This window comes from Ruania alkalisoli (assembly GCF_014960965.1).
Classification (GTDB): Bacteria; Actinomycetota; Actinomycetes; order Actinomycetales; family Beutenbergiaceae; genus Ruania; species Ruania alkalisoli.
This window is the reverse complement of record NZ_CP063169.1, coordinates 2,234,769-2,260,012: the sequence shown is the minus strand read 5'-3', so window position 1 is coordinate 2,260,012 and position 25,244 is coordinate 2,234,769. Positions and strand designations below refer to the sequence as shown.

Sequence of the window (25,244 nt, the reverse complement as noted above, 5' to 3'; positions counted from 1 at the left end):
GAGGCCCATGCCGCTCGAGTATCCGCCGGCGTACCGGCCACGACGACCCGGTCAAGCGCCTGCCTCGGCTGGCGCACCCGGTGCGAGCGGGTGGCCGGCTGGACCGGCGGGGTCAGCACCGCCCCTGCGCAGTGGCCCCGTACCCCAGGTGTGGGCTCCCGGGCAGCGCACCCGGAACCGGTTTGTCTTCCAGCTCGTGACGTCGATCATCGGTGGTCTCGCACTGCTGATCGCGCTCGGCTATATCGCTTTGGTGACAGGACTGGGCAGCACCTCGATGGGATTCGTGCTTGCGCTCGTGCCCCTGGCGATCGTCCTTGCCGGGGTGCGCTGGCTGGACCGGTGGGAGCCGGAGCCGGTACCGATGCTGCTCGTGGCCCTTCTGTGGGGAGCCGGCGTAGCCGTGCTGAGCGCCTTGGTGCTCAACACCACGGCGATCGTCCTGATCCAGGTGCGCACCGGCGATCCGTCAACCGCAGATGCCCTGGGCGCTGTGGTGGTGGCACCGGTGGTCGAGGAGCTGGTGAAGGGGGCGGGAGTGCTGCTGATCTTCCTTGTGCGCCGCCAGCATCTCGACAGCCCGGTCGACGGTGTGGTTTATGCGGCCACGGTGGGAGCCGGGTTCGCCTTCACGGAGAACATCCTGTACTTCTCCAGCAATGCGCAGGTGGTGCTGGAGGTCTTCGTGCTGCGCGGGCTGATGTCGCCTTTCGCCCATGCGCTGTTCTGCGCGTGCACGGGCCTGGCCATCGGGCTCGCTGCCCGGTCCGCGCGGCGGCGCACAGTTCTGCTGGCCTTTCCTCTCGGGCTGCTCGGGGCGATGGCCCTGCACGCCCTGTGGAACGGCAGCGCGCTGTTCGCGGCGAACTTCTTCGTGGTCTACGCACTCGTGCAGGTGCCGGTCTTCGCCGCCATGGTGCTGTTGCTGTGGTGGCTGCGCCGTCATGAGGCGCGGATCATCCGCGGCCGGCTCGGCGAATACGCCCAGGTGGGATGGTTCGCACCACATGAGGTGGACATGCTTGCGTCGTTGCGGTTGCGCAGCGAGGCCAAGACCTGGGCCACGCGTCTGGGGGAGCGCTCCAAGCGTGCGATGGTCGAGTTCCAGCGGGATGCGACGACCTTGGCGCTGCGCCGGCAGAAGGTGCTGCTCGGGCGGCCCGTGCGAGCCGACCGCAGTGAGACCGAGCTCCTCGAGCACCTGGTCGAGCTGCGCGGCACCATCGCCCGGGCTGCTGCCGCTCGCGGCTACTGAGCTGAGTGCCGCGTGAAGGCCGCCGGGGTGGGGATGAGACGGCGCTGGCAGGTCACGTCGGCGCGAGCCTGCGGGCACTAGAATGGCGGTAGTCCCGGCGGCGCCGCCGCCTGCCCAACGCCCGAAAGGTCATCGTGTCCGACACTCCGACACCCCCGCCCACCGAGTCCGAGCAGGGCACCATCCGCGGGACCGCCCGGGTCAAGCGCGGTATGGCCGAGATGCTCAAGGGCGGCGTCATCATGGACGTCGTCACACCGGAGCAGGCCAAGATCGCCGAGGACGCCGGTGCCGTGGCAGTCATGGCTCTCGAGCGGGTCCCGGCCGATATCCGCGCCCAGGGCGGGGTCTCGCGGATGAGCGACCCTGACATGATCGACGGCATCGTCTCGACGGTCTCGATCCCGGTGATGGCCAAGGCGCGCATCGGTCACTTCGTCGAGGCCCAGGTGCTGCAGAGCCTCGGGGTCGATTACATCGACGAGTCCGAAGTCCTGACCCCCGCCGACTATGCCAATCACATCGACAAATGGGACTTCACCGTGCCGTTCGTGTGCGGGGCGACCAACCTCGGAGAGGCGTTGCGGCGTATCACCGAGGGTGCCGCCATGATCCGCTCGAAGGGGGAGGCGGGTACGGGTGACGTCTCCAACGCGACCACCCACATGCGTCAGATCCGGCAGGAGATCCGCCGGCTGCAGAATCTGCCGCAGGACGAGCTGTATGTCGCCGCGAAGGAGCTGCAGGCCCCCTACGAGCTCGTGCGTGAGGTTGCCCAAGCCGGCAAGCTCCCCGTGGTTCTCTTCACTGCTGGCGGCATCGCCACCCCGGCCGACGCAGCGATGATGATGCAGCTCGGGGCCGAGGGCGTGTTCGTCGGGTCCGGGATCTTCAAGTCCGGGAATCCCGCGCAGCGCGCAGCGGCCATCGTTCGTGCGACCACGTTCTATGACGACCCGGATCAGGTGGCCGACGCCTCGCGCGGGCTGGGCGAGGCGATGGTCGGGATCAACGTCGATGACGTACCCGTCCCGCACCGGCTCGCCGAGCGGGGTTGGTGAGGCGCCGGGCGGGTGAGCGGAGCCAATCTCGGGCCGGACTGGGAGCGCCTCCCGGACGGCACCGCCTACCGGCAGGCGGCACGCGTGGTCGTCTTCGGTGACGACGGCCGTGTGCTGCTCGCGCGCGGGCACGATGCCGACCAGCCGGAACGCTCGTGGTACTTCACGATCGGCGGCGGTATCGAACCAGGGGAGAGCCCGCGGCAGGCAGCGGTGCGCGAGCTGGCCGAGGAGGCCGGCCTGTGGGTCGACCCTCAGGTGCTGGTGGGTCCCGTCCTCACCAGGCAGGCGAGATTCGACTTCTTCGCCGAGACCGTACGTCAGGACGAGGTCTTCTTCCTCGCCCACGTCCCAGCAGGGTCGGCCGTCAGCACGGACGGATGGACCGCGGTCGAGCGGGGGTTCATGGACGAAGTGTGCTGGTGGGAGGCCGGCGACCTCGCCCAGGTCACGCGGGAGATCTTCCCCGCACAGCTGCCGGCCCTGGTCCGGCAGTGGCGCAGTGGCTGGGACGGCACGGTCATCCACCTCGGTCTGCAGGACGAGCGCACGACGATCGCGTCCCCTGCGACGACGCGACAAGCCAGCAGCGCGAGCGAGGAAGGACATCACCGGTGAGCAACCCCATCATCGGCGTGCTCGCTCTCCAAGGTGACGTGCTGGAGCACTCGCGTGCGCTGGAGCGAGCGGGTGCCCGGTCCAGGCGTGTGCGCCGCAGCGAGGAGCTCAGCTCGGTGGATGCACTCGTCCTCCCCGGCGGCGAATCCTCGACGATCGACAAGCTGCTACGCAGGTTCGGCCTGATGGAGCCGCTGCGCGCTCGCATCGCCGGTGGCATGCCTGTCTACGGTTCGTGCGCGGGCATGATCCTGCTCGCCGATCGGATCCTGGACGGGATCGACGGGCAGCAGACGGTGGGCGGGCTCGACGTGACCGTGCGCCGCAACGCCTTCGGACGTCAGGTCGACTCCTTCGAGGAGGATCTGCACGCTCCGCAGCTCGGAGCCGGCGACGATGAGGAGCCGATGCGCGCGGTCTTCATCCGAGCTCCGTGGGTCGAGCAAGCAGCGGCCGGTGTGGACGTGCTCGCTACAGTGAGCACCGGTCCGGCGGCGGGTAGGATCGTCGCAGTACGTCAGGGTGCGCTGATGGCGACTGCCTTCCACCCGGAGATCAGTGGGGACGTGCGCATCCACCGCGCATTCGTCGATCTGGTCCGGGCGCACCGCTGAGTCATTCGCTCCGCAGGGCGGCCGAGTTGCGGAGCACAGGATCAGATGCGAGAGGTGAACACATGTCGGGTCACTCCAAATGGGCAACGACGAAGCACAAGAAGGCAGCGATCGATGCCAAGCGAGGCAAGCTGTTCGCCAAGCTGATCAAGAACATCGAGGTCGCCGCCCGTACCGGCGGTGGCGACCCGGCCGCCAACCCGACCCTCTTCGATGCCATCCAGAAGGCCAAGAAGTCCTCGGTACCTAATGACAACATCGACCGGGCACTCAAGCGTGGCTCCGGTGAGGAAGCCGGTGCGGCCGACTACGAGACGATCATGTACGAGGGGTATGCGCCCGGCGGTGTGGCCGTGCTCGTGGAGTGCCTGACCGACAACAAGAACCGCGCCGCCTCCGATGTGCGTGTCGCGTTCACCCGTAACGGCGGCAACCTCGCCGACCCGGGCAGCGTCTCCTACCTGTTCACCCGCAAGGGTGTCGTGCTGGTCTCCAAGACGGACGGTCTCACCGAGGACGACATCCTCGTCGCGGTCCTGGATGCCGGTGCCGAGGAGGTCAACGACCTCGGGGAGTCGTTCGAAGTGCTGAGCGAGGCGACAGATCTGGTGGCAGTGCGCACGGCGCTGCAGGAGGCCGGAATCGACTACGACTCCGCCGACGCGCAGTTCGTCCCCGCCACCCAGATCGAGGTCGACGTCGAGGGTGCCCGCAAGGTGCTTCGCCTACTGGACGCTCTCGATGACAGTGACGACGTGCAGAACGTGTTCGCCAACTTCGACGCCTCGGACGAGGTACTGGCCGCGGTCGAGGAGTCCTGACGGCCCGCTCTCGTGTCGGTTCCACACCAGCCTCCCACCGGCTGGGAGAGTGGCATTCATGAGCTTTCGCATCCTCGGTGTCGATCCTGGCCTGACCAGGTGCGGACTGGGTGTTGTCGACTCGGGACGTGGCCGCGGCCTGCGGCTCGTCGACGTCGGTGTGGCGCGGACCGCACCGGAAGATCCCCTCAGTGAACGCCTCCGGGCGATCGCCGACGAGATCGAGGCCTGGATCGCGCGGCTGGAGCCCGATGCCGTCGCCGTCGAGCAAGTGTTCGCCCAGCACAACGTGCGCACAGTGACCGGGACCGCACAGGTGGCCGGGCTGGCGATGGTCGCGGCGAGTCGAGCCCGGGTACCGGTCGCGCTGCACACGCCGAGCGAAGTGAAGGCTGCGGTGACCGGGAGCGGTCGTGCCGAGAAGGCCCAGGTGCAAGAAATGGTGCGGCGTCTGCTTGAGCTGCCTGAGATCCCGCGGCCCGCTGATGCGGCGGATGCCCTGGCACTGGCGATCACGCACGCATGGCGAGCGCACGCCGTCGGATCGGTACACCAGGCAGCCGGATCGCGGCAGACACCCGCGCAGCAGGCCTGGGCGGCGGCAGAAGCGCAATCCCGGACGGCGGGTCGCACCCGCGCCCGCTTCCCTGGCCGTTAACCTGGCGCTAGTACAGATGTTCGCGTGACGATCCGTGTCGTACCGGACCGTCAGTGGGAGGAGCAGCAGATGATCGCCTCGGTCACCGGTCGAGTGGACCACGTCGGACTCGACGCCTGCGTCCTGTCCACCGGAGGGATCGGGTACCGGGTGCAGGCCACCCCCGGCACGTTGGCCGGACTGCGAGCGGGAGCGGAGGCCAGCCTCGCGACCACACTCGTCGTCCGTGAGGACTCCATGACCCTGTTCGGGTTCGCGAACGCTGAGGAACGCGACGTCTTCGACACACTGCTCACCGTCAGCGGGGTCGGTCCGCGGCTGGCCCTGGCGATGCTTGCCGTCCACTCGCCAGACGAGCTGCGCAGCGCCGTCGCGATCGAAGACCTCAAAGCCCTCACACGCGTGCCGGGGATCGGGCAGAAGGGGGCGCGACGGATCGTGCTGGAGCTGGGTGACCGGCTCGGACCCGCCGCAGACGGGACCACCGCTGCCGTCCCTGCGGCTGCCGAGGGTGGGCGCACTGACGTCGTCGCAGCCCTCATCGGCCTGGGATGGGCTGCCAAGCAGGCCGAGAGCGCCGTCGATGCGGTCCTCGCCGAGGAGGATACGTCGGTGACCGGCGACACCGGCGCCGTCCTCCGTGCCTCATTGCTGCGCCTGGGAGGAGGCGTTCGTGGCTGAGCACGAGGACCACCTGCTGGCCGCCGAGGCGGACGAGCTGGACCGTGCGGCCGAGGCGGCGCTGCGGCCACGGCGGTTGGAGGAGTTCATCGGACAACCGGTCGTACGCGACCAGCTCTCGTTGGTGCTCGACGCTGCCAACGCCCGGTCGAAGTCCCCCGACCACGTCCTCCTGGCCGGCCCACCCGGGCTCGGGAAGACCACCCTGGCGATGATCGTGGCCTCGGAGGTGGGTGGGGCGCTGCGCATCACCTCCGGTCCGGCGGTCCAGCATGCAGGCGACCTGGCCGCTATCCTCTCCGCCGTGCAGGAGGGAGACGTCCTCTTCATCGACGAGATCCATCGGCTGGCCCGGCCCGCCGAGGAGATGCTCTACCTGGCGATGGAGGACTTCCGGGTCGACGTCGTGGTCGGCAAAGGACCCGGCGCCACCGCCATCCCGCTGTCTCTGCCTCCGTTCACCGTGGTGGGAGCCACGACCCGGTCAGGTCTGCTGCCCGCGCCATTGCGGGACCGGTTCGGCTTCACCGCCCACATGGACTTCTACTCCGAGGACGAGCTCGAGCTGGTGCTGACGCGGTCGGCTCGGCTGCTCGGGGCCGATCTGCACGCTGACGCGGCCTCCCAGATCGCCTCTCGCGCACGCGGGACGCCGCGGATCGCCAACCGGCTCCTGCGCCGCGTGCAGGACTGGGCGCAGGTGCGCGGCACGGGTGTGCTGGATCTGGGTGCCGCGATGGCTGCACTCGATGTCTTCGAGGTCGACCCGCGCGGTCTGGACCGGCTGGACCGTGCGGTGCTGCGCGCGCTATGCCGTCAGTTCGGCGGTGGGCCGACCGGGCTGACCACACTCGCCGTCGCCATCGGGGAGGAACCTGAGACGGTGGAGACGGTGGCCGAACCGTTCCTCGTACGCGAGGGATTCATGGCCCGGACGCCACGGGGCCGGGTGGCCACGGCCGCGGCATTCGAGCACCTGGGCATGAGTGCGCCGACCCGGACCGGAGCGCTCTGGGAGTGATGTCCCGGGATTGTCCCGACCGGTCGTAGTCGACCTGTGGTTGGTGGCCCGTCGCCGGTCACCTACAATCGCTGAGACGTCCGTCTTCTCGACCCAGCACTGGAGCGTGCCCACTCATGGACCCCGCATTTCTCGCCATCGTCGTGGTGGGGCTCGGTGCCCTGCTGTTCATGAACTGGCGCATGCGCCGCAAGCAGCAGGACCAGTTGTCCTTCCGCGACCACCTCGAGGAGGGGCAGGAGGTGCAGACCATCGGTGGTCTGATCGGCACGGTGGTCGACGTCGACGGGGATGTCATCACGCTCGAGACCAGCCCCGGCACCCAGGTGCGGTTCATCAAAGCCGCGCTGGCAAAATTGCGAGACGCCGAACAGCCCGTGGGCGAGGCTGATGAGGCCGGTGACGTCGAGGACGGGGAGACTGCCGAGGATGCGGAGACTTCCACGGGGGCTGACGATGCCTCGGGCGCGTCCGAGGATCCGACGCGGCCGTCCGGATTCACGAGTCGCAACGAGCTCGACGACATCCGCCGAGACGACCGGATCTGAGACCTCTCATCGCCGTCGGACTGAGCGCCGGCGCCTGGTAGGAAGAAGTACGAGTGGCTACACGCAGCCGGGTCCATCCCGTGCGCACGCTGATCTATCTGCTGATCATCCTCGGCCTGACCTTCGGAGGGCTGTTCGCCTCCGCACGGTGGGGCGACGGTGAGATGAGCCCAAGCCTCGCCCTCGACCTTGAGGGCGGGACCCAGCTCATCCTGCAGCCCACCGCCGAGGGTGCCGAGGTGACCGAGGCGCAGATCGACGAGGCGATCCGCATCATGCGTCAGCGCGTCGACGCCAGTGGCGTCGCCGAGGCGGAGATCACCAGCCAGGGTGGCGAGAACATCGTGGTCGGCCTCCCGGGCAACCCGAGCCAGGAGACGCTCGACCTGGTCCGCCGCAGCGCGCAGATGCGTTTCCGGGTGCTGCTCACCGAGGCGGGGCCGGGTCCGATCGACCCCTCCGCACTGGAAGCGGCGGAGGACCCCGAAGCCGTGGACGAGTCCACCGACGAGCCCGATACGCAGCCGCAGTACACCGACGAGGAGATTGCCGAGGCTGCCAGGACGGCGGCTGACCAGGACGGCGACGGCGAGCTCTCCACCGAGCCGGCCACCGAGCCGACGAGCGCCTCGGACACCGCCTGGATCACCGAGCAGGTGCTCTACGACTTCTACACCCTCAACTGTCTCGACAGTGCGAACCTGGTCGGAACCGGCGGGGACGATCCGGACGCCCCACTGGTGGCCTGTGCCGAGGACGGCACGGCCAAGTACATCCTCGGTCCGTCCGAGCTGGCGGGGACCGAGATCGAGACCGCCAACTCTGGTCTGTACGTGAACCAACAGGGGATCGTCACCAACGAGTACGTCGTCAACATCACCTTCACGAATGCCGGCGGTGAGACGTTCTCGGACATCACCGAGCGGCTCGCCGGACTCGCCACCAGCGGCCAGAACCGATTCGCGATGGTGCTGGACCGGCTGGTGATCTCCGCGCCAAACGTCACCGAGCAGATTCCCGACGGTGAGGCGCAGATTCGCGGCAGCTCGGCGAGTCCGTTCACGCAGGAAGAGACCCAGTCACTGGCGAACCAGCTGAACTTCGGCGCGCTCCCGATCACCTTCGAGGTGCAGAGCCAGGACCAGATCTCGGCGACCCTCGGTGCCGAACAACTCGAGCGCGGCATCCTCGCCGGTCTGATCGGATTGGTTCTGATCGTGCTGTACTGCCTGGTGCAGTACCGGGGCCTGGGCCTGGTCACGATGGCCAGCCTGCTGATCGCCGGTGCGATCACCTACGGTGCGATCACGGCGATGTCGCAGCTCATCGGGTACCGGCTCTCCCTCGCAGGCGTCGCCGGTCTGATCGTCGCGATCGGGATCACGGCCGACTCGTTCATTGTGTACTTCGAACGTATCCGCGACGAGGTGCGCGAGGGCCGTCGGCTGGAGGACGCGATCGAACTCGGCTGGGCCCGGGCGCGGCGTACGATCCTGGCCTCGGATGCGGTCAACCTGCTGGCCGCGGTCGTGTTGTACACGCTGGCCGTGGGAGGCGTGCGCGGTTTCGCGTTCACGCTGGGGTTGACGACCTTCATCGACGTGATCGTGGTGTTCCTGTTCACTCACCCGATGATGCAGCTGCTGGTGCGGACGAAGTTCTTCGGCCAGGGGCACCGGCTCTCCGGGCTCGACCCACGGCACCTCGGCTCGGAGGTACCGCTCTACCGTGGGCGGGGACGGATCCGCAGCGGCGCAGAGTCCGGGGCCGGGCAAACGATCGCCGAGCGGCGCCGGGCTGCCGAACTCGCAGCCCGCGACGGACAGCACACGTCGGCGAGCACCGAGGGCGGGGACTCAGCGGACGCCGACGAGCGCAGCGGGGTCACGGCCGATGCCTCTGCCGGAACTGGTAGCAAGGAGGGGGAGCGCTGATGCCCAGCTTCGCAAGGTTCGGCAACGACCTGTACACGGGCCGGCGTTCGTTCGACATCGTCGGCCACCGGCGCCGGTGGTTCACCGCTGCTGCCATGCTGGTCATCCTGTCGGCACTGGTTCTCGGGGTGCGGGGCTTGAACCTCGGGATCGAGTTCACGGGTGGTTCACAGTTCACGATCTCCGGTACGGCCACCGCTGAGGAAGGCCCGGCACACGAGGTGCTCGACGACGTCGGCACCGACCATGTGGCACGCGTGACGATCGTCGGGGACGACACCGTGCAGGTGCAGACCGAGCAACTGAGCGACCTGGAGACCACTGACGTCGCAGCCGAGCTCGCCGACGCCTACGGGGTGCCCGCCACGGATGTCACCTCGTCTTTCGTGGGTCCGTTCTGGGGGCAGGATGTCACGACCAAGGCACTGCAGAGCCTGGTGATCTTCCTCGTCCTCGTCAGTGCGGTCATGGTCCTGTACTTCCGGCGCTGGACCATGGCGGTCGCAGCGCTGGTCGCGCTGCTCCACGACGTGGTACTGACCGTCGGGATCTACGCCGCGATCGGTTTCGAGGTGACCCCGGCGACGGTGATCGGCTTCCTGACGATCCTCGGGTACTCGCTCTACGACACCGTGGTGGTCTTCGACAAGGTACGCGAGAACACCGCCGGGCTCACCGAGCAGACGCGCTACAGCTATGCCGAGGGCGCGAATCTGGCGGTCAACCAGACGCTGGTTCGCTCGATCAACACGTCCGTGGTCGGGGTGCTGCCCGTGGCAGCGATCCTCTTCATCGGTGCATTCCTGCTCGGTGCGGGGACGTTGCGGGACATCTCCCTGGCGCTGTTCATCGGCATGATCGCCTCGACGGCTTCCTCGATCTTCATCGCGACCCCGCTGCACGTGTTGCTGGAGTCGAGACGGCCTGCGGTCACCGAGCACACCGAGAAGGTGCAGGAGCGCCGGGAGGCGGTGCTCGCCGCGGCTTCGTCCGGTGACGTGGTCGGCGCGGCGGAACCGGTCGGCACGGGCGGACTGATCGCCGGCGGGCACCGGGGGCAGGCCGCGCAACCGCGCCGTAAGCGGCGGTCGCGCGGATGACCCCGACGCCCGTCTCCGATGGGCTGAGCGATCTGATCCGGGCTCGGGTGCGTGATGTCCCCGGGTTTCCGCAGGAGGGTGTGACCTTCCGTGACATCACCCCGCTGCTTGCGGACGGTACCGCGTTCTCGGCGGTGATCGGTCATCTCGCCGATGTCTTCAGCGGGGCGGTGGATGCGGTCGCCGGAATCGAGGCACGTGGCTTCTTGCTGGCGGCCCCGCTGGCCTCGGTCCTGGGCTGCTCGTTGCTGACGGTCCGCAAGGCCGGCAAACTTCCGCCACCGGTTCTCTCGGCCGATTACCAGCTGGAGTACGGTTCGGCGAGCATCGAGATCCCCGCGGATGCCTTGCGTCCGGGAGCGCGCGTCGCGGTGCTGGACGATGTGCTCGCGACCGGAGGTACGGCGGCTGCGGCCTGCGCGCTGCTGGAACGGGCGGGCGCCACGATCACCGGGCTGGGATTCCTGCTCGAGCTGGGAGAGCTTGGCGGTCGCGACCGGCTTCCCGGGCGGGAGCTGCACACCTTGGTCACGTACTGATATCGATCCGTGGGCGTGGGCCCGTCCGCGTCGCTAACGGTCCACGACGGCGCCAGGGCCGCGCGTAGGATGGATAGATGAGCGAGGACGTGGCCCAGGAGCAGGAAACGGCCGGCGACAGCCGCGTTCCTCCGGTGCGGCCACGCTCCGGCCTCCTGCGCTTCGGCGGCCGCACCTCGAGCACACCCGCCGCCCTCGACCCGCTCATCTCCGTCGTCCGGAGCAATCACCCCAAGGGTGACATCACGCTCATCGAGCGTGCCTACCGTGTGGCCGAACGAGCGCACGCGGGCCAGCTGCGCAAGAGTGGCGACCCCTACATCACTCACCCGGTCGCGGTTGCGACGATTCTCGCCGAACTCGGAATGACACCGCCGACGCTCGCCGCCGCCCTGCTGCACGACACCGTCGAGGACACCAGCTATTCGCTGGAGGACCTCAGGCAGGAGTTCGGGGACGAGATCGCACTGCTGGTTGACGGCGTCACGAAACTGGACAAGGTGCAGTACGGCGAGGCTGCCCAGGCCGAGACCGTGCGCAAGATGGTGATCGCGATGGCGCGAGACATCCGCGTCCTGGTGATCAAACTGGCCGACCGACTTCACAACGCCCGCACGTGGCGCTACGTCAATGCGTCCTCGGCGTCGAAGAAGGCTCGTGAGACCCTCGAGATCTACGCCCCGTTGGCGCATCGCCTGGGGATGAACACGATCAAGTGGGAGTTGGAGGATCTCTCCTTCGCCACCCTCTACCCGAAGGTGTTCGATGAGATCGTGCACCTTGTCGCTGAACGTGCACCGGCGCGAGAAGAGTTCTTGACCACGGTACGCACCCAGGTGGCCGAGGATCTGAAGGCAGCGAAGATCAAGGCGACGGTCACGGGCCGTCCCAAGCACTACTACTCGATCTACCAGAAGATGATCGTGCGCGGACGCGACTTCGCCGACATCTACGACCTGGTCGGGGTGCGGGTGCTGGTCGACTCGGTGCGGGACTGCTACGGCGCCCTCGGTGCGCTGCACGCGCGATGGAACCCGGTACCGGGCCGGTTCAAGGACTACATCGCGATGCCGAAGTTCAACATGTATCAGTCGCTGCACACGACGGTGATCGGCCCGACCGGCAAGCCGGTCGAGATCCAGATTCGCAGTCATGACATGCACCGCCGGGCCGAGTATGGGGTAGCAGCGCACTGGAAGTACAAGGAGAGCAGCCGCACCGGGTCGAAGACCTCGGCCGAGGTGGATGCGATGCCATGGTTGCGCCAGCTCGTGGACTGGCAGCGCGAGACGGCCGATCCCGGGGAGTTTCTCGATTCGCTCCGCTTCGAGATGTCCGGTGCGGAGGTCTACGTCTTCACCCCCAAGGGCGACGTGCTCTCGTTGCCTGGCGGTTCGACCCCGGTCGACTTCGCCTACGCCGTGCACACCGAGGTGGGCCACCGCACCGTCGGCGCCCGGGTGAACGGCCGATTGGTACCGCTGGAGTCGACGCTCGAGAACGGTGACACGGTCGAGGTGTTTACCTCCCGGGCCGAGGGCGCCGGCCCGAGCCAGGACTGGCTCACGTTCGTGAAGTCGCCTCGGGCACGGAACAAGATCCGTTCCTGGTTCAGCAAGGAGCGCCGCGAGGAGGCTGTCGATACCGGCAAGACGCTCATTGCGAAGGCGATGCGCAAGCAGAACCTGCCGATGCAGCGTCTGTTGAACCACGACACCCTGCTGACGGTCGCCGATGAGATGCACTATCCGGACGTGACGGCGTTGTACGCCGCCGTCGGTGAGGGACACGTCTCGGCCGCGAACGTCGTCTCGAAGCTGGTGGCCAATCTCGGCGGTGAGGATGGGCACGAAGAGGACCTGGCGGAGATCACGCGCCCGGGAGCGCCGATGCGGCACGGTCGCGGCGGTGACCCCGGCATCATCGTCAAGGGGATGGACGCGGGGGAGACGTGGACGAAGCTCGCGAAGTGCTGTACCCCTGTCCCGGGCGATCCGATCGTGGGGTTCGTGACCCGCGGCGCAGGGATCTCGGTGCACCTGGTGGACTGCGCGAACGTGGAGAGCCTACGCCGGCAGCCGGAGCGGATGATCGACGTCGAGTGGGCCCCCGGCACCCAGAGCGTGTTCCTCGTACAGATCCAGGTGGAGGCGCTTGACCGCAATGGTCTGCTTTCGGACGTGACGAAGGTGCTCTCCGACAACCACGTGAACATCCTGTCCGCGAATGTGGCCACCTCCCGAGACAGGGTGGCGATCTCGAAGTTCGTCTTCGAGATGGCGGAGCCTTCTCATCTGGGACACGTGCTGCGCGCTGTACGCGGCATCAACGGGGTGTTCGACGTCTTCCGCACCACCGGCTCCCGTTCGGACGGCCCGGTCAGCACTCCCTAGCGAGCGTCGTCGGCTGCGCGCAGCACCTGTTCCAGCCAGGCGCGGCGAGCGTTCAGGGCCTCCGTGGCGGTCCGCACCGCCTTCTGGTCGCCGGACGCTTCGGCCTTGGCGAGGTCGTCCTCGAGCCCAGCGATCGACTCCTCGAGCTGGGCCGCGGCACCCTCGGCTCGAGCACGCACGCGGGGGTTCTTGCGGCGCCACTCCGCCTGGTCGGCATCACGGACCGACTGCTCGACGGCGCGCATCCGGCCTTCGACGCGCTGAACGTCCCCGCGCGGCACCTTACCCGCGGCCTCCCAGCGCTCCTGGATGTCGCGCAGGCGGGCCTTGGCGTCCTTGAGGTCGGTGACGGGGACGAGCGCCTCCGCCTCCTCCAGCAGGGCCAGCTTCACGTCGAGATTCTCGCCGTACTCGGCGTCGATCTGTGCATTCTGAGCGTTCCGCGCCTCGAAGAAGCGGTCCTGTGCGGCACGGAACCGCTCCCAGAGGGCGTCGTCCTCCTTGCGTGCGGCCCGGCCCGCGGCCTTCCATTCGGCCATCAGGTCACGGTAGGCGAGGGTGGTCGGACCCCAGTCGGTGGAGGCAGAGAGCGCCTCGGCACGCTCGATCAGTTTCGCCTTGATCTCCTTCGCCTCGGCATGTTGCTTGTCGAGCTCGGAGAAGAACTGCCGTCGTTGCTTGTCGAACGCTGAGCGAGCGGCAGCGAATCGCTTCCACAAGGAGTCTTCGGTCGGTCGGTCGAGACGGGGCCCGGTCTTCTGGGCCACCTTCCAGGTATCGAGCAGGTCGCGCAGGGCCTGGCCCTGTGTCTTCCACTGCACTCGGGAGGGATCCATGGCAGCGATCTGCTCCGCCTGCTCGACGATCGCCGTCCGCTCGGCCAAGGCCTGCGCCTTGGCCTCCTCCCGTTCGGCCTGTACCTGCTGGCGCCGCTCCTTGGCGGCTTCCTTGAGCTCGTCGAAGCGCGCGCGCAATCCGTCCAGGTCGCCGACGGCAGCCGGTTCGGCCAGAGCCTCGGCCAGGTTGTGCTGCGTGGTGTCCAGATCCTTGACGCTGAGCTGGCTGATCCGTGCTGCGAAAAGCTCCACCTGCGCCTTGAGGTCGAGGAAGCGGCGGATATACAGCGACAGTGCTTCAGCCTCCGAAACGTCGGGGAACTGCCCTACCGTCCGTTCCTCGCCTGCCTCCCGCACGTACACGGTGCCATCGGGGTCGACACGACCGAACTCGGTCGCGGCCGCGACGTCCGCAGGATCCATCGGTGGTGCCGTGGGATCCGTCGTCGGCACCGCAGGCACACCAGGCACTGCCGGTGTGGGAGGTGCGGCCGGTGATGCCGCCACTCCCGGCGCCCCGGCCGGCGGGTGTGACCGCACCTTCGGCGCGAGGGCGGCAGGTGTGGGGATCGCCGACGGCTTGGGCGCCGGTGAGGGTGCCGGTGCCGGTGTCTCCGGGGCGGCCGGAGCGTTCTCGGCCACGTCGGCCTGGTCCGCGCTCGGAGTCGTCTCTACCTGGTCGCTGCTCACGGAGTTCGCCTCGTCCTGGGGGTCGGCCTGCTGCTCGGTCACTGGATGTCCACACTCTCGATAATCACGTTCTGTGCCGGCCGGCCGTCGACGCCTCCGTCGGCCGTCCCGGCGGCGCCGATCTGCTCCAGGATGTCGAGCCCTTCGGTCACCTCGCCGAACACGGTGTAACCCCCGGCGCTGTCGCTGGGAAGAGTCACGTCGCCGAAGACGAGGAAGAACTGCGATCCCATGCTCTCGCCGTTATTGCCCTGCCGGGCCATGGCCAGCGTGCCGGCCGGATACACGTCGTCGTCGGGAGCGTTCTCAACCGGGCCGAAGGAATAGCCGGGCCCACCGGTTCCGGTGGCGGTCGGATCGCCGCACTGCAACAGCGAGTCCGGCAGCAGCCGGTGACACGCCGTCCCGTCGAAGTAGTCGTCTCCCGCAAGCATGAGGAACGAGGCTACCGCCTGCGGTGCGGCGAGTCCGTCCAGCGTCACGGCGATCTCGCCCATGTTGGTCCTGATCACGGCGTTCCAGCTGGTGTCGAGGGAGTCGCCGGCCGGCGGGGGTGCGTCGTAGCTGCGTGGCTGCGTCGTGGGCAACGGATCCAGCGGATCGGCCGAGTCCGCCGGCGTACTGGCCGTGGCGCTCGGAGTGGACCCGGCCTCGGGCACATCGCCCTGCTGACGGTTGAGCACGATGAGGGCAACGGCGACCACGGCGAGGACGACCACGACCACGGCGGCCACGATCCGGCGCTCACGGGCAACCTGCGCTGCTCGCTCCTGACGTGCTGCACGCTTCTCGTACCGTCGGCGGGCGTACTCCCGCTCCCGCTTGCTCGGGGACAATCCGGTCTCCTCTTCGTGGCCCTGGTGTGGGGCGCGCACGCTCCGACCCGCGCTCGGAGCGCGGGCACACGGTGGCGATTCTAGGGGAGGGCCCGCAGGGCCCGTGCATGAGACGTGCCTAGAACGGTCACGGGATGGTCACAACTGCATCTCCATGCTCAGCCGATGGGAGAATGCGGTCCATGGCTCGCATCTCACCCCTGTCCGGATTCCCTGAATGGCTCCCCGAAGGCCGTGCCGTCGAGCATGCAGTCCTGGAGACGGTGCGACGCACCTTCGAACTGCACGGTTTCGCCGGGATCCAGACGCGCGCGGTGGAGCCGCTCGAACAGCTCCTACGCAAGGGAGAGACCTCGAAAGAGGTGTATGTGCTGCGCCGGTTGCAGGCGGAGGAGTCCGTCGATGCGGGCGAGGACGATCTCGATCACAAGGCGCTGGGTCTGCACTTCGATCTCACGGTCCCGTTTGCGAGGTACGTGCTGGAGAACTCGGGTCGGCTGCAGTTCCCGTTCAAGCGGTATCAGGTGCAGTCGGTATGGCGGGGCGAACGCCCGCAGGAAGGCCGCTTCCGGGAGTTCACTCAGGCCGATATCGACGTGGTCGGGTCCGGGGCACTGCCGTTCCACTTCGAGGTCGAGGTTCCACTCGTGATGGCGGAGGTGTTCGCCCGGCTGCAGCAGTTCGGCGTACCCCCGGTGCGGATCCAGGTCAACAATCGCAAAGTCGCACAGGGCTTCTACGAGGCCATCGGCCTCGCTGACGTCGAGGGCGTGCTGCGGACCATCGACAAGCTCGACAAGATCGGACCCGAGCGAGTACTCGCCACGCTGCAGCAGGAGAACGGCGCCTCACCGGAGCAGGCGCAGTCATGCCTGGATCTGGCGTCGATCTCCGGTACGGATGGCTCTATCGCCGATCGGGTGCTCGCCCTCGGTGCGCGCAGTGAGCTGCTGCAGGAGGGGCTCGAGGAACTGGTCACCCTCGTGGAGGCGGCACAGCAACGTGTGCCGGGCACCGTGGTCGCCGACCTGAAGATCGCCCGCGGCCTCGACTACTACACCGGCAGCGTGTACGAAACCACCCTCGTCGGGCATGAGCAGCTCGGCTCGATCAGCTCTGGCGGCCGGTACGACTCGCTCGCTTCTGATGGTTCCGCGACCTATCCCGGTGTGGGGATGTCGATCGGTGTCACACGGCTGGTCTCCCGCCTCCTCAGCGCGGACCTGGTGCGCGCGAGCCGATCCGTTCCGACAGCGGTGCTGGTGGCCGTCACCGACGAACAGACCCGTGCCGACAGCGTCGCCATCGCCGCAGCGCTGCGGCGTCGCGGTATCCCGACCGACGTCGCCCCATCAGCGGCGAAGTTCGGTAAGCAGATCCGTTTCGCCGATCGGCGCGGTATCCCCTTCGTCTGGTTTCCCTCGCCGGAGGGTCACCAGGTCAAAGACATCCGCAACGGAGAGCAGGTCGACGCCGACGCACAGACGTGGGAGCCACCGGCGGCCGACCTCTGGCCCACGGTGGCTCCCACGGTGTAAACCTCAGCGGCTTCCGGTGCTCCCCACGGGGCGACGGCCCCGGTGCTGAGCGCCGGGGCGTCGGCCCTCGGGCCGGCCGCCGCGCTTCGTCGAGGCTGCCGGGCGCGCGCCCGCATTGCCCCGCGGTCCGGTGTCCGGGCGAATGTGCAGGGACTGCCCCGCGACCCGGGCCTGGGCGATCCTGCGGGTGACATCGGGGCTCAGGTCCGGCCCGATCTCCACCAGCGAGAAGCGGGAGAAGATGTCGATCTTGCCCAGATCGGAGCCCCGCAGGCCGCCTTCACCGGTGATGGCGCCGACGATGTCCTGCGGCCGCACCCCGTGGCTGTGGCCCACCGCGACCCGGTAGACCGATCCGCTGGCGGAACGTCGCGGACGACCACTGGCTGAACGGCCACGATCGGAGTTGCTCTCGCGATCGAAGGTCTGCTCGGCTGGAGAGGCAACCTCGTCCTGGTCGTTCGCGCGCGGACCCGCATCACCCACGGCGAGTGCGAGCAGAGCGGCGGCGATCTCCATCGGATCACCCTCGGAGCCGATGCGCTCAGCGAGCTGGTCGCGATACATGTGCAACCGACCCGCACTGATGCGCTCGGAGACCGAGTCGAGGACCGTCGCGGCACGATGGGCGCTGACCTGCGCGGGGGTCGGGATGGGGACCTCGGTGAGGCTCGTGCGGGTGAGCCGTTCGATCTGGGTCAGGCGGCCGCGTTCACGCGGGGTGAAGAACGTCAGCGCCGTTCCGGACCGCCCGGCGCGACCGGTGCGTCCGATGCGGTGCACGTACGCCTCGGCCTCGCGAGGGACGTCGAAGTTGACGACGAGTCCCAGCTTCTCCACGTCCAGCCCGCGGGCGGCAACATCCGTGGCCACGAGCACGCGGACACTGCCCGATCGCAGTCGCTCCACGATCCGCTCGCGTTCACGCTGAGCGACGTCACCACTGATGGTGGCGGCGCTGACGCCCCGCTCCAGGAGCGCGCTGCCGACCTCCTCGGCGGTCTGGCGGGTGCGCACGAAGACGACAGCCGCCTCGGCGTCGGTCGTCGCGAGCACGCGGGCCAGCGCACCGACCTTGTGCCGGAACGGGACGACGGCGTACGTCTGGGTGATCGTGTCCGTGGTCGAGGACGGACGTGACGTCGCGACCTCCGTGGGAGAGCTCATGTGACGACGCGCCACCGACCGGATCGCCGCCGGCATCGTCGCCGAGAACAGCGCCGTCTGCCGATCGGGGGCGGCGGCCGACAGGATCCGGTCGACATCCTCGGCGAACCCCATCCGGAGCATCTCGTCCGCTTCGTCGAGCACCAGCATCTGCACGGCTGAGAGGTTCAGTGCGCCCTTGTCGAGCATGTCGATCACGCGGCCTGGCGTCCCGACGACGACCTGTGCACCCTGCGCGAGTCCCCGCAGCTGGGGACCGTAGGGCGCACCGCCGTAGATCGAGAGGACCTGCACACCGGCGTCACCGGTGAACGAGGCTGTGGCCTCGGCCACCTGGAGTGCCAGTTCACGCGTCGGTGTCAGCACCAGTGCCTGGACATGGCGGGCCGAGGTATCCACCCGGGCGAGCATCGGCAGTGCGAAGGCGGCGGTCTTGCCGGTACCGGTCTGAGCGACCCCGACGAGATCGCGTCCTTCCAGCAGCGGCGGGATCGCGGCGACCTGGATGTCGGTGGGAGTGGTGAAGCCCAGAGCTTCGATCGCTCGCAGGGAGGAGTCGGGAAGCCCGAGCTCGGCAAACGAACGGACGGCAGCGGGCGCGGAAGAAGCAGCAGAAGAGGACACAAGAAGCCAATCGGGCAGCAGGGGCAAGAGAAGGGGGACTCGGTGGGAGGCCTCGGACCGGTCGGTCCTGCTCCGCGTCGGCCCTCACTCCATGCGCCAATGTCGGCGTCTCCACGGCGGCTGTCCGCCAGGGGCCCAGTGCGGGATATGCGCTCCAGGGATACGAGCACCATCCTACGGGCTCGACAGCCTGAGATGGGGGAGCTGTGCGCAACGTCACGACAGCGCCTGGCATGATCGAGGCATGGAGACCGAGCTGCGGGAGGTGCGTGACGCCGTCGCCGGGGCCCGCCTTCCCCTGCAGACGCCGCACGCCGCGGTGGCGAGCGCGCATCGGGACCACCTGCTGGCCCAACTCGATGACTACGTGCTGCCGAGGGCGGCTGCTCTCGACGCTCCGCTCCTGGTGGTGGTCGGCGGATCCACCGGCGCCGGGAAGTCGACGCTGGTCAACGCTCTCGTCGGCGAACCGGTGGCCACCACAGGGGCGTTGCGCCCGACCACCAGGGACCCGCTGCTGATCCATCACCCCAGCGATGCCGGCTGGTTCGTCCCGGCGAGGATCCTGCCTCATCTGGCCCGCCAGCGAGGGGACGGGACGCCGCAGGACCGTGGCACCGGCGGCGTGGTGCGGCTCGTCGAGACTTCGGCCGTGGGGCCCGGGATTGCGCTGCTGGACGCCCCCGACATCGATTCGGTCGTCGATGCGAACCGGGAACTCGCCGGGCAGCTGCTGGCAGCCGCCGATCTCTGGATCTTCGTGACGACTGCGCATCGGTACGCGGACGCGGTGCCATGGGAGCTGCTGCGGGAGGCCGCGCGGCGTGACGTGGCCATCGCGGTCGTGCTCGACCGGGTTCCACTCACGGTCCGGGACGAGGTCAGCGATGACTTGGCCGCGATGCTCGAGGCCGAGGGTCTGGGGCAGGCACCGCTGTTCCTGGTGGCAGAGTCCGAGCTCGCCGGCGGGATGCTGCCCGAATCCGCGCTCTCCGGCCTCGCGCTCTGGTTGGAGCGGCTGTCAGCAGACACCGCGGCCCGGGCGCAGGTGGCGCGTCAGACGCTGCACGGTGCTGTCCGGGACGTGGCGCGTGGCGCACTCGACCTCGCCGACGCCGTCGAGAGCCAGCAACGCCTGAGCGAAGGCCTCCGGGCCCGGGTCAAGGCCGCCTATGACACGTCAGACCTGCTCAGCACGCTCGCCGACGGTGCCCTGCTGCGCAGCGAGGTGCTCTCCCGCTGGCAGGACTTCGTGGGCACCGGTGAGTTCATCCGTTCGGTGGAGTCCACGGTCGGCCGGGCGCGGGACCGGATCACCGCGTTCGTGACGGGTAAGCCGCAACCGGCGCGTCAGGTGGAGGACGCGATCGGGAACGGGGTGCTCGCGGTGCTGGTGGACCAGGCCAACACGGCCGCAGAACGCACCTATCGCGGCCTCTCGCAGGAGCCCGCGGGCCGGGAACTTGTGGTTGGTACCGACCTGGATGCCGCCTCGCCTGGGTTTGCTGAGCGTGCCGGTGAAGAGATCCGTGGCTGGCAGCACTACCTGCTGGAGCTGGTGCGCACCGAGGGGCAGGACAAGCGCACCTCAGCCAGGATGCTGGCCTTCGGGGTCAACGGTGCGGCGGTGGTGCTGATGATCGTGGCCTTCGCCACCACCGGGGGCGCGTTGCTCGGGTCCGAGGTCGCTATCGCCGGTGGTGCGGCCGTCGTCGCCCAGAAGCTGCTGGAGGCGATCTTCGGCGACCAGGCGGTCCGCCGGCTCGCGGAGCAGGCGCGCGCTGACCTCGACGATCGGGTCCACACGCTCTTCGCCGAGGAACGTGATCGCTACGAGGCACTCCTGCCCGAGGCCGGCGCCATGGCCGGCTCGTCGGCAGCTCTGCGCAAGGCCGCTGCCGCCGCACAGGGAGTGATCGACGCAGCGGAGCGCTCATGAGACGCCGCGCACCGGCGCTGGCCGACCGGATCGGGGCACTGGGCGAGGCGGTCGAGGCCCTGAAGCCGGTAGCCGGTCCAGGTGACCCCGCGATCAGCGCGGCGCTCACCGGCGCCGAAGGAGTGCTGCACCGGGCCGCCGAACGCGGTGGCCTCTCGGCCGCGCACACGGTGGTTGCTCTCGCGGGTGCCACCGGCAGCGGGAAGTCCTCCCTCACCAACGCACTCGCCGGTCAGGAGGTGACCGCTGTCGGAGCACGCCGGCCCACGACCGGGCACCCGGTCGCGGTGGTCTGGGGAACCGAACCCTCCGGGGCGCTGCTGGACTGGCTTGGCATCACCCGCCGGATCGACGCCGTTCCGGCGAGCGATGTGCGCCTCGACGGATTGGTGCTGGTGGACCTGCCTGACATCGACTCGGTCAAGACCGACCACCACGATCGCGCGGCACGCCTGGCCGAACGCGTGGACATGCTCGTGTGGGTGCTCGATCCGCAGAAGTACGCCGACGCGGTGGTCCACCAGCAGTACCTGCGGCCCATGGCACGTCACGCCGAGGTCACCCTCGCCGTCCTGAACCAGGTGGATACGCTCGCTCCGGCGGACGCCCGCCAGGTCATCGCCGACCTCGGTGCCAAGCTCGCCGACGATGGCCTCTCCGGCGTGAACGTCCTCGGGGTCTCCGCGCTCACCGGTGCGGGGCTGCCGGACCTGCGCCGCCGGCTGGGTGACGTCGTCGCTCGGCGCGCAGCCGTACAGGCACGCCTGACCGCCGACGTCGCCACCGCAGCGGACCGGCTGGTGCAGGCATGCCCGGCCGCGGCTCCGGGCCGGATCACTCGTGCGGATCAGCGCCATCTGGTGGACCGGCTCAGTGAGGCCGGTGGTGTCGAGATGGTTGCGGCCGCCGTCGCCGGTTCCTACCGGTACCGCGCGCGCAGACGGGCGGGATGGCCGGTGACTCGATGGCTGGGACGGTTCCGACCCGATCCGTTGCGCCGCTTGCATCTGGGACGCCCGGCCCGCGAGATGCAAAGCAAGGAGCCGGGCAGCGAGCAGCAGCCGGTCGTGGCGGTCTCCTCGTCCCCACCGGCCACTCCGGCCGTACGTTCGCAGGCTGCGACCGCCCTCAGACGCCTTGCCGAGGCGAGCGCGGGTGAGACGACCGGGGTCTGGCGTGACCACCTGAGAGAGGGCGCGATGACGCGGATCGACGATCTCCCGGACGCCCTCGACGCCGCGATCAGCTCACGCCGATCGGTGCATGAACGTGATCCTCGTTGGTTCGCGGTGCCGTCGGTGCTGCAGTGGCTGTGGTTCGCTGCCGCCGTGACGGGTGCGTTGTGGCTGGGCGTGATCGCGGGCGTGCGCTATCTCGGCCTCCCGATGCCGTGGACGCCGCAGCTGGGGCCGGTCCCGGCACAGGAACCGTGGCCCGCCCTGCCGGCGCTGCCCTGGCCCACGGTGCTGCTGGTGGCAGGTCTGCTGCTCGGTGTGATCACGTCCCTCCTCGTGTGGGCCGCGGCGCGGATCGGGGCTGCCCGTCGGCGGCGCAAAACCCGGGCAGAGCTGGGGCGCGCGGTGGAGCAGGTGGCCGAGCGCCTGGTGTTGGCCGAGGTGCGTGCCCGGATCGACACGGCCGAGCGGTACGCCCGCGCGGTCGAGCTCGCCCGTGCCTGACGCCACCGGGCACGTCGCACGCGGGGCTTCGCGAGGGATCGCTGGGCATTAGGATCGTGGGGCGCCGCTCCGGCGCCACCACTCGAACGATCCGGAGGACCCTCGTGCTTCGCACCCACCAGGCCGGCACTCTGCGTGCCGGCGACATCGGCACCACCGTCACCCTGACCGGGTGGGTGGATCGTCGCCGGGATCATGGTGGGGTGGCATTCCTCGACCTGCGGGATTCCTCAGGGATCGTGCAGGTGGTCGTGCGGGACGAGGAGGTCGCCCACCCGCTGCGGTCGGAGTTCGTGCTGCAGGTGACCGGTGAGATCAGCGCGCGGCCCGACGGCAACGCCAACCCGAACCTCGGTACCGGTGAGATCGAGGTGATCGCGAGCGAGGTCCTCGTGCTGAACGAGAGCGCGCCGCTGCCGTTCCAGGTATCGACCGCGATCGACGCCCAGGTCACCGTGGGGGAGGAGGTGCGCCTGGCGCACCGCTACCTGGACCTTCGCCGTCCCGGGCCGGCGTCGGCGATCCGGCTGCGGTCGCAGGTGAACCGAGCCGCTCGCACTGTCCTTGACGACGCGGGTTTCGTCGAGATCGAGACCCCCACCCTGACCCGTTCCACCCCGGAAGGGGCGCGTGACTTCGTCGTGCCTGCGCGGCTGGCACCCGGATCCTGGTACGCGCTACCGCAGTCGCCCCAGTTGTTCAAGCAGCTGCTGATGGTGGCCGGGATGGAGCGCTACTACCAGATCGCCCGCTGCTATCGCGATGAGGACTTCCGTGCGGACCGGCAGCCGGAGTTCACCCAGCTCGATGTGGAGATGAGCTTCGTCGACCAGGACGACGTGATCGCTCTCGCCGAGCAGATCCTCATCTCGCTGTGGAAGTTGATCGGATACGAGATCACCGCTCCGATCCCGCGGATGACCTATGCGGACGCGATGCGCCGTTACGGCACGGACAAGCCGGACCTGCGGTTCGGCCTGGAGCTGGTCGAGCTGACCGACTACTTCGCCGACACCCCGTTCCGGGTCTTCCAGGCCCCCTACGTGGGCGCGGTGGTCATGCCCGGTGGCGGCTCACAGCCTCGCCGTCAGTTCGACGCGTGGCAGGAGTGGGCCAAGCAGCGCGGCGCCAAGGGGCTGGCGTATGTCACCGTGGCCGACGACGGCGAGCTGGGCGGACCGGTGGCGAAGAACCTCTCCGAGGCCGAGCGTGCCGGCCTGGTGGAGGCCGTGGGCGCTCAGCCGGGTGACTGCGTGTTCTTCGCCGCGGGCAAGCAGTCCGAGTCGCGGGCCCTGCTGGGCGCCGCCCGGCTCGAGATCGGCCGGCGGCAGGAGCTGATCGATGAGTCGGCGTGGTCGTTCGTGTGGGTGGTGGACGCGCCCCTGTTCAAGCCCACGGGTGAGGATGACGACGTCGCGGTCGGCGGCGGTGCCTGGACGGCGGTGCATCACGCGTTCACGTCCCCGACGCCGGAGTGGATCGACACCTTCGAGTCGGACCCGGGCAACGCGCTCGCCTACGCCTACGACATTGTCTGCAACGGCAACGAGATCGGCGGCGGTTCGATCCGTATCCACCGCAAGGACGTCCAGCAGCGGGTGTTCGAGCTGATGGGCATCGGCCAGGAGGAGGCCGAGGAGAAGTTCGGCTTCCTGCTGGAGGCGTTCTCCTACGGCGCCCCGCCCCATGGCGGGATCGCGTTCGGCTGGGACCGCATCGTGGCCCTGCTCTCGCGTGCGGACTCCATTCGCGATGTCATCGCCTTCCCGAAGTCCGGCGGCGGGTACGACCCGTTGACCGGTGCGCCGGCCCCGATCTCGCCGCAGCAGCGCAAGGAGGCCGGGGTGGACGCCACGCCGGAGCCGAAGGGCGAGGTACAGGCTCCCGCACCTGCGCAGTAGGCCCGTGACGGCGACCTTCCGCCGCCTGGGATCGCTCGCCGATCTTGGTGACTCCTGGTCGAGCCTGCCGGTGCTGCGAGCGGACGTCCCGCGGTACCGGCAGGCGATCTGGTGGGCGACCCCCGAGGCGCTTGCCCTGAGTGTTGACGCGGGCGAATCCACGCGCTCCCTCGTCGGAGTAGGTGCGCCCGCGGGACTTGCTCGTGTGGTCGCCGAGGCGTTCACTCCCGACGGCGTCCCTCACCCCGGCAGTGGCGTGTCCACCGGGCAGATGGCGGTGGTCAGTCTCACCCGGGGCACCTGGGATCTGGTTCCGGGGCCGGTGCGTGCATCCTTGGGCACGACCAGCGTCAGCCACTGGGACTGGATGGTCTGCACCCGGGCGCCGGTGCATCAGACGGGCGAGGATGACGTGATCGAACTCGATCTGTCCCGGGATCTGCCGGAGATGACCGCGCTGCAGGAACGGGTTCTCCCGGACACCTACACCCGTCTCGACAAGCCGGGTACGCGGTGGTTCGGCTGGCGCGATCGCGGCGGTCGGCTCGGTGCGATGGCGGCGGCGAGCGGGTGGACCGACGAGGTGCACCTGGGTTCGATCCTCACCCACCCCGACCTGCGCCGTCGGGGGCTGGCATCGGCGGTCACGGCCGCGGTGACCCGCGCCGGCCTGGCGGCCACAGGGCAGGTGAGCCTCGGGCTGTATGCCAGCAATGTGGTGGCGAGACGGGTGTACGAGCGGCTCGGGTTCACGCTCGCGCAGGAGTGGGAGAGCCGGCGCCCCTGACGTG

21 protein-coding genes are annotated in these 25,244 nt (G+C 69.0%); 18 read left to right on the top strand and 3 right to left on the bottom strand.

Annotated features, from left to right (window positions below; genetic code table 11):
• The first annotated feature begins 7 nt into the window (after window positions 1–7).
• The 13 genes from IM660_RS10050 to IM660_RS09990 all read left to right on the top strand — a co-directional run bounded on the left by IM660_RS10050 (window position 8) and on the right by IM660_RS09990 (window position 13,243).
• The gene (locus tag IM660_RS10050) at window positions 8–1,255 is read left to right on the top strand and encodes a PrsW family intramembrane metalloprotease (protein WP_193495174.1); all 1,248 of its coding nucleotides are present in this window, start codon (window positions 8–10) and stop codon (window positions 1,253–1,255) included.
• Between the two features lie 134 nt (window positions 1,256–1,389).
• A complete protein-coding gene (pdxS, locus tag IM660_RS10045; RefSeq protein WP_193495173.1) occupies window positions 1,390–2,316 on the top strand; it encodes a pyridoxal 5'-phosphate synthase lyase subunit PdxS in 927 nt (308 codons plus the stop codon).
• A 12-nt stretch (window positions 2,317–2,328) separates the two neighbouring features.
• A complete protein-coding gene (locus IM660_RS10040; protein ID WP_193495171.1) occupies window positions 2,329–2,934 on the top strand; it encodes an NUDIX hydrolase in 606 nt (201 codons plus the stop codon).
• Window positions 2,931–3,548, top strand: coding sequence for a pyridoxal 5'-phosphate synthase glutaminase subunit PdxT (gene pdxT, locus IM660_RS10035; protein WP_193495169.1), 618 nt, complete (start codon window positions 2,931–2,933; stop codon window positions 3,546–3,548). Before IM660_RS10040 ends, pdxT begins: the two co-directional genes overlap by 4 nt.
• A gap of 62 nt (window positions 3,549–3,610) precedes the next feature.
• Window positions 3,611–4,369, top strand: coding sequence for a YebC/PmpR family DNA-binding transcriptional regulator (locus IM660_RS10030; protein WP_193495168.1), 759 nt, complete (start codon window positions 3,611–3,613; stop codon window positions 4,367–4,369).
• Window positions 4,370–4,427: 58 nt separating this feature from the next.
• On the top strand, window positions 4,428–5,027 hold the full coding sequence (gene ruvC, locus IM660_RS10025; RefSeq protein WP_193495166.1) for a crossover junction endodeoxyribonuclease RuvC: 600 nt from the start codon (window positions 4,428–4,430) through the stop codon (window positions 5,025–5,027).
• A gap of 69 nt (window positions 5,028–5,096) precedes the next feature.
• Window positions 5,097–5,708 carry a Holliday junction branch migration protein RuvA gene (gene ruvA, locus IM660_RS10020; protein WP_193499335.1) on the top strand — a complete coding sequence of 204 codons (612 nt, stop codon included), beginning with the start codon at window positions 5,097–5,099 and terminating at the stop codon, window positions 5,706–5,708.
• Entirely contained in the window at window positions 5,701–6,729 is a 1,029-nt protein-coding gene (gene ruvB / locus IM660_RS10015) for a Holliday junction branch migration DNA helicase RuvB (protein ID WP_193495164.1), read from the top strand. The genes ruvA and ruvB overlap by 8 nt, the downstream gene beginning before the upstream one ends.
• 116 nt (window positions 6,730–6,845) lie before the next feature.
• Window positions 6,846–7,277, top strand: a complete 432-nt coding sequence (yajC, locus tag IM660_RS10010) for a preprotein translocase subunit YajC (RefSeq protein WP_193495162.1) — start codon at window positions 6,846–6,848, stop codon at window positions 7,275–7,277.
• Window positions 7,278–7,330: 53 nt separating this feature from the next.
• Entirely contained in the window at window positions 7,331–9,211 is a 1,881-nt protein-coding gene (secD, locus tag IM660_RS10005) for a protein translocase subunit SecD (RefSeq protein WP_193495160.1), read from the top strand.
• Entirely contained in the window at window positions 9,211–10,311 is a 1,101-nt protein-coding gene (gene secF / locus IM660_RS10000) for a protein translocase subunit SecF (protein ID WP_193495158.1), read from the top strand. The genes secD and secF overlap by 1 nt, the downstream gene beginning before the upstream one ends.
• Window positions 10,308–10,850, top strand: coding sequence for an adenine phosphoribosyltransferase (locus IM660_RS09995; protein ID WP_193495157.1), 543 nt, complete (start codon window positions 10,308–10,310; stop codon window positions 10,848–10,850). The genes secF and IM660_RS09995 overlap by 4 nt, the downstream gene beginning before the upstream one ends.
• 77 nt (window positions 10,851–10,927) lie before the next feature.
• Window positions 10,928–13,243 carry a RelA/SpoT family protein gene (locus tag IM660_RS09990; RefSeq protein ID WP_193495155.1) on the top strand — a complete coding sequence of 772 codons (2,316 nt, stop codon included), beginning with the start codon at window positions 10,928–10,930 and terminating at the stop codon, window positions 13,241–13,243.
• Here IM660_RS09990 and IM660_RS09985 read toward each other — a convergent pair.
• Both IM660_RS09985 and IM660_RS09980 read right to left on the bottom strand, forming a co-directional pair.
• Window positions 13,240–14,811, bottom strand: a complete 1,572-nt coding sequence (locus IM660_RS09985; protein ID WP_193495153.1) for a DUF349 domain-containing protein — start codon at window positions 14,809–14,811, stop codon at window positions 13,240–13,242. The genes IM660_RS09990 and IM660_RS09985 overlap by 4 nt on opposite strands.
• On the bottom strand, window positions 14,808–15,605 hold the full coding sequence (locus IM660_RS09980; RefSeq protein WP_193495151.1) for a peptidylprolyl isomerase: 798 nt from the start codon (window positions 15,603–15,605) through the stop codon (window positions 14,808–14,810). Before IM660_RS09980 ends, IM660_RS09985 begins: the two co-directional genes overlap by 4 nt.
• A 182-nt stretch (window positions 15,606–15,787) precedes the next feature.
• Here IM660_RS09980 and hisS point away from each other — a divergent pair, with 182 nt between their 5' ends.
• Entirely contained in the window at window positions 15,788–17,143 is a 1,356-nt protein-coding gene (hisS, locus tag IM660_RS09975) for a histidine--tRNA ligase (RefSeq protein ID WP_193495149.1), read from the top strand.
• Window positions 17,144–17,146: 3 nt separating this feature from the next.
• Here the strand turns inward: hisS and IM660_RS09970 are convergent, their stop codons facing one another.
• Window positions 17,147–18,934 carry a DEAD/DEAH box helicase gene (locus IM660_RS09970; RefSeq protein ID WP_246464885.1) on the bottom strand — a complete coding sequence of 596 codons (1,788 nt, stop codon included), beginning with the start codon at window positions 18,932–18,934 and terminating at the stop codon, window positions 17,147–17,149.
• A gap of 244 nt (window positions 18,935–19,178) precedes the next feature.
• Here IM660_RS09970 and IM660_RS09965 point away from each other — a divergent pair, with 244 nt between their 5' ends.
• From IM660_RS09965 to IM660_RS09950, 4 genes are all read left to right on the top strand, one after another.
• Complete coding sequence (locus tag IM660_RS09965) at window positions 19,179–20,873, top strand: dynamin family protein (RefSeq protein WP_193495147.1); 1,695 nt, start codon at window positions 19,179–19,181, stop codon at window positions 20,871–20,873.
• A complete protein-coding gene (locus IM660_RS09960) occupies window positions 20,870–22,552 on the top strand; it encodes a GTPase (protein WP_193495146.1) in 1,683 nt (560 codons plus the stop codon). Before IM660_RS09965 ends, IM660_RS09960 begins: the two co-directional genes overlap by 4 nt.
• Window positions 22,553–22,656: 104 nt before the next feature.
• A complete protein-coding gene (gene aspS / locus IM660_RS09955; RefSeq protein ID WP_193495139.1) occupies window positions 22,657–24,453 on the top strand; it encodes an aspartate--tRNA ligase in 1,797 nt (598 codons plus the stop codon).
• A gap of 4 nt (window positions 24,454–24,457) precedes the next feature.
• Entirely contained in the window at window positions 24,458–25,240 is a 783-nt protein-coding gene (locus tag IM660_RS09950) for a GNAT family N-acetyltransferase (protein ID WP_193495137.1), read from the top strand.
• Window positions 25,241–25,244: the final 4 nt, after the last annotated feature.

Excerpts from the sequence above, each read along its gene's own strand:
- IM660_RS10050 (WP_193495174.1), top strand. The coding sequence starts at position 8 with ATGCCGCTCGAGTATCCGCCGGCGTACCGGCCACGACGACCCGGTCAA.
- IM660_RS10030 (WP_193495168.1), top strand. The coding sequence starts at position 3,611 with ATGTCGGGTCACTCCAAATGGGCAACGACGAAGCACAAGAAGGCAGCG.
- ruvC (WP_193495166.1), top strand. The coding sequence starts at position 4,428 with ATGAGCTTTCGCATCCTCGGTGTCGATCCTGGCCTGACCAGGTGCGGA.
- ruvA (WP_193499335.1), top strand. The coding sequence starts at position 5,097 with ATGATCGCCTCGGTCACCGGTCGAGTGGACCACGTCGGACTCGACGCC.
- yajC (WP_193495162.1), top strand. The coding sequence starts at position 6,846 with ATGGACCCCGCATTTCTCGCCATCGTCGTGGTGGGGCTCGGTGCCCTG.
- secF (WP_193495158.1), top strand. The coding sequence starts at position 9,211 with ATGCCCAGCTTCGCAAGGTTCGGCAACGACCTGTACACGGGCCGGCGT.
- IM660_RS09995 (WP_193495157.1), top strand. The coding sequence starts at position 10,308 with ATGACCCCGACGCCCGTCTCCGATGGGCTGAGCGATCTGATCCGGGCT.
- IM660_RS09990 (WP_193495155.1), top strand. The coding sequence starts at position 10,928 with ATGAGCGAGGACGTGGCCCAGGAGCAGGAAACGGCCGGCGACAGCCGC.
- hisS (WP_193495149.1), top strand. The coding sequence starts at position 15,788 with ATGGCTCGCATCTCACCCCTGTCCGGATTCCCTGAATGGCTCCCCGAA.
- IM660_RS09965 (WP_193495147.1), top strand. The coding sequence starts at position 19,179 with ATGGAGACCGAGCTGCGGGAGGTGCGTGACGCCGTCGCCGGGGCCCGC.
- IM660_RS09960 (WP_193495146.1), top strand. The coding sequence starts at position 20,870 with ATGAGACGCCGCGCACCGGCGCTGGCCGACCGGATCGGGGCACTGGGC.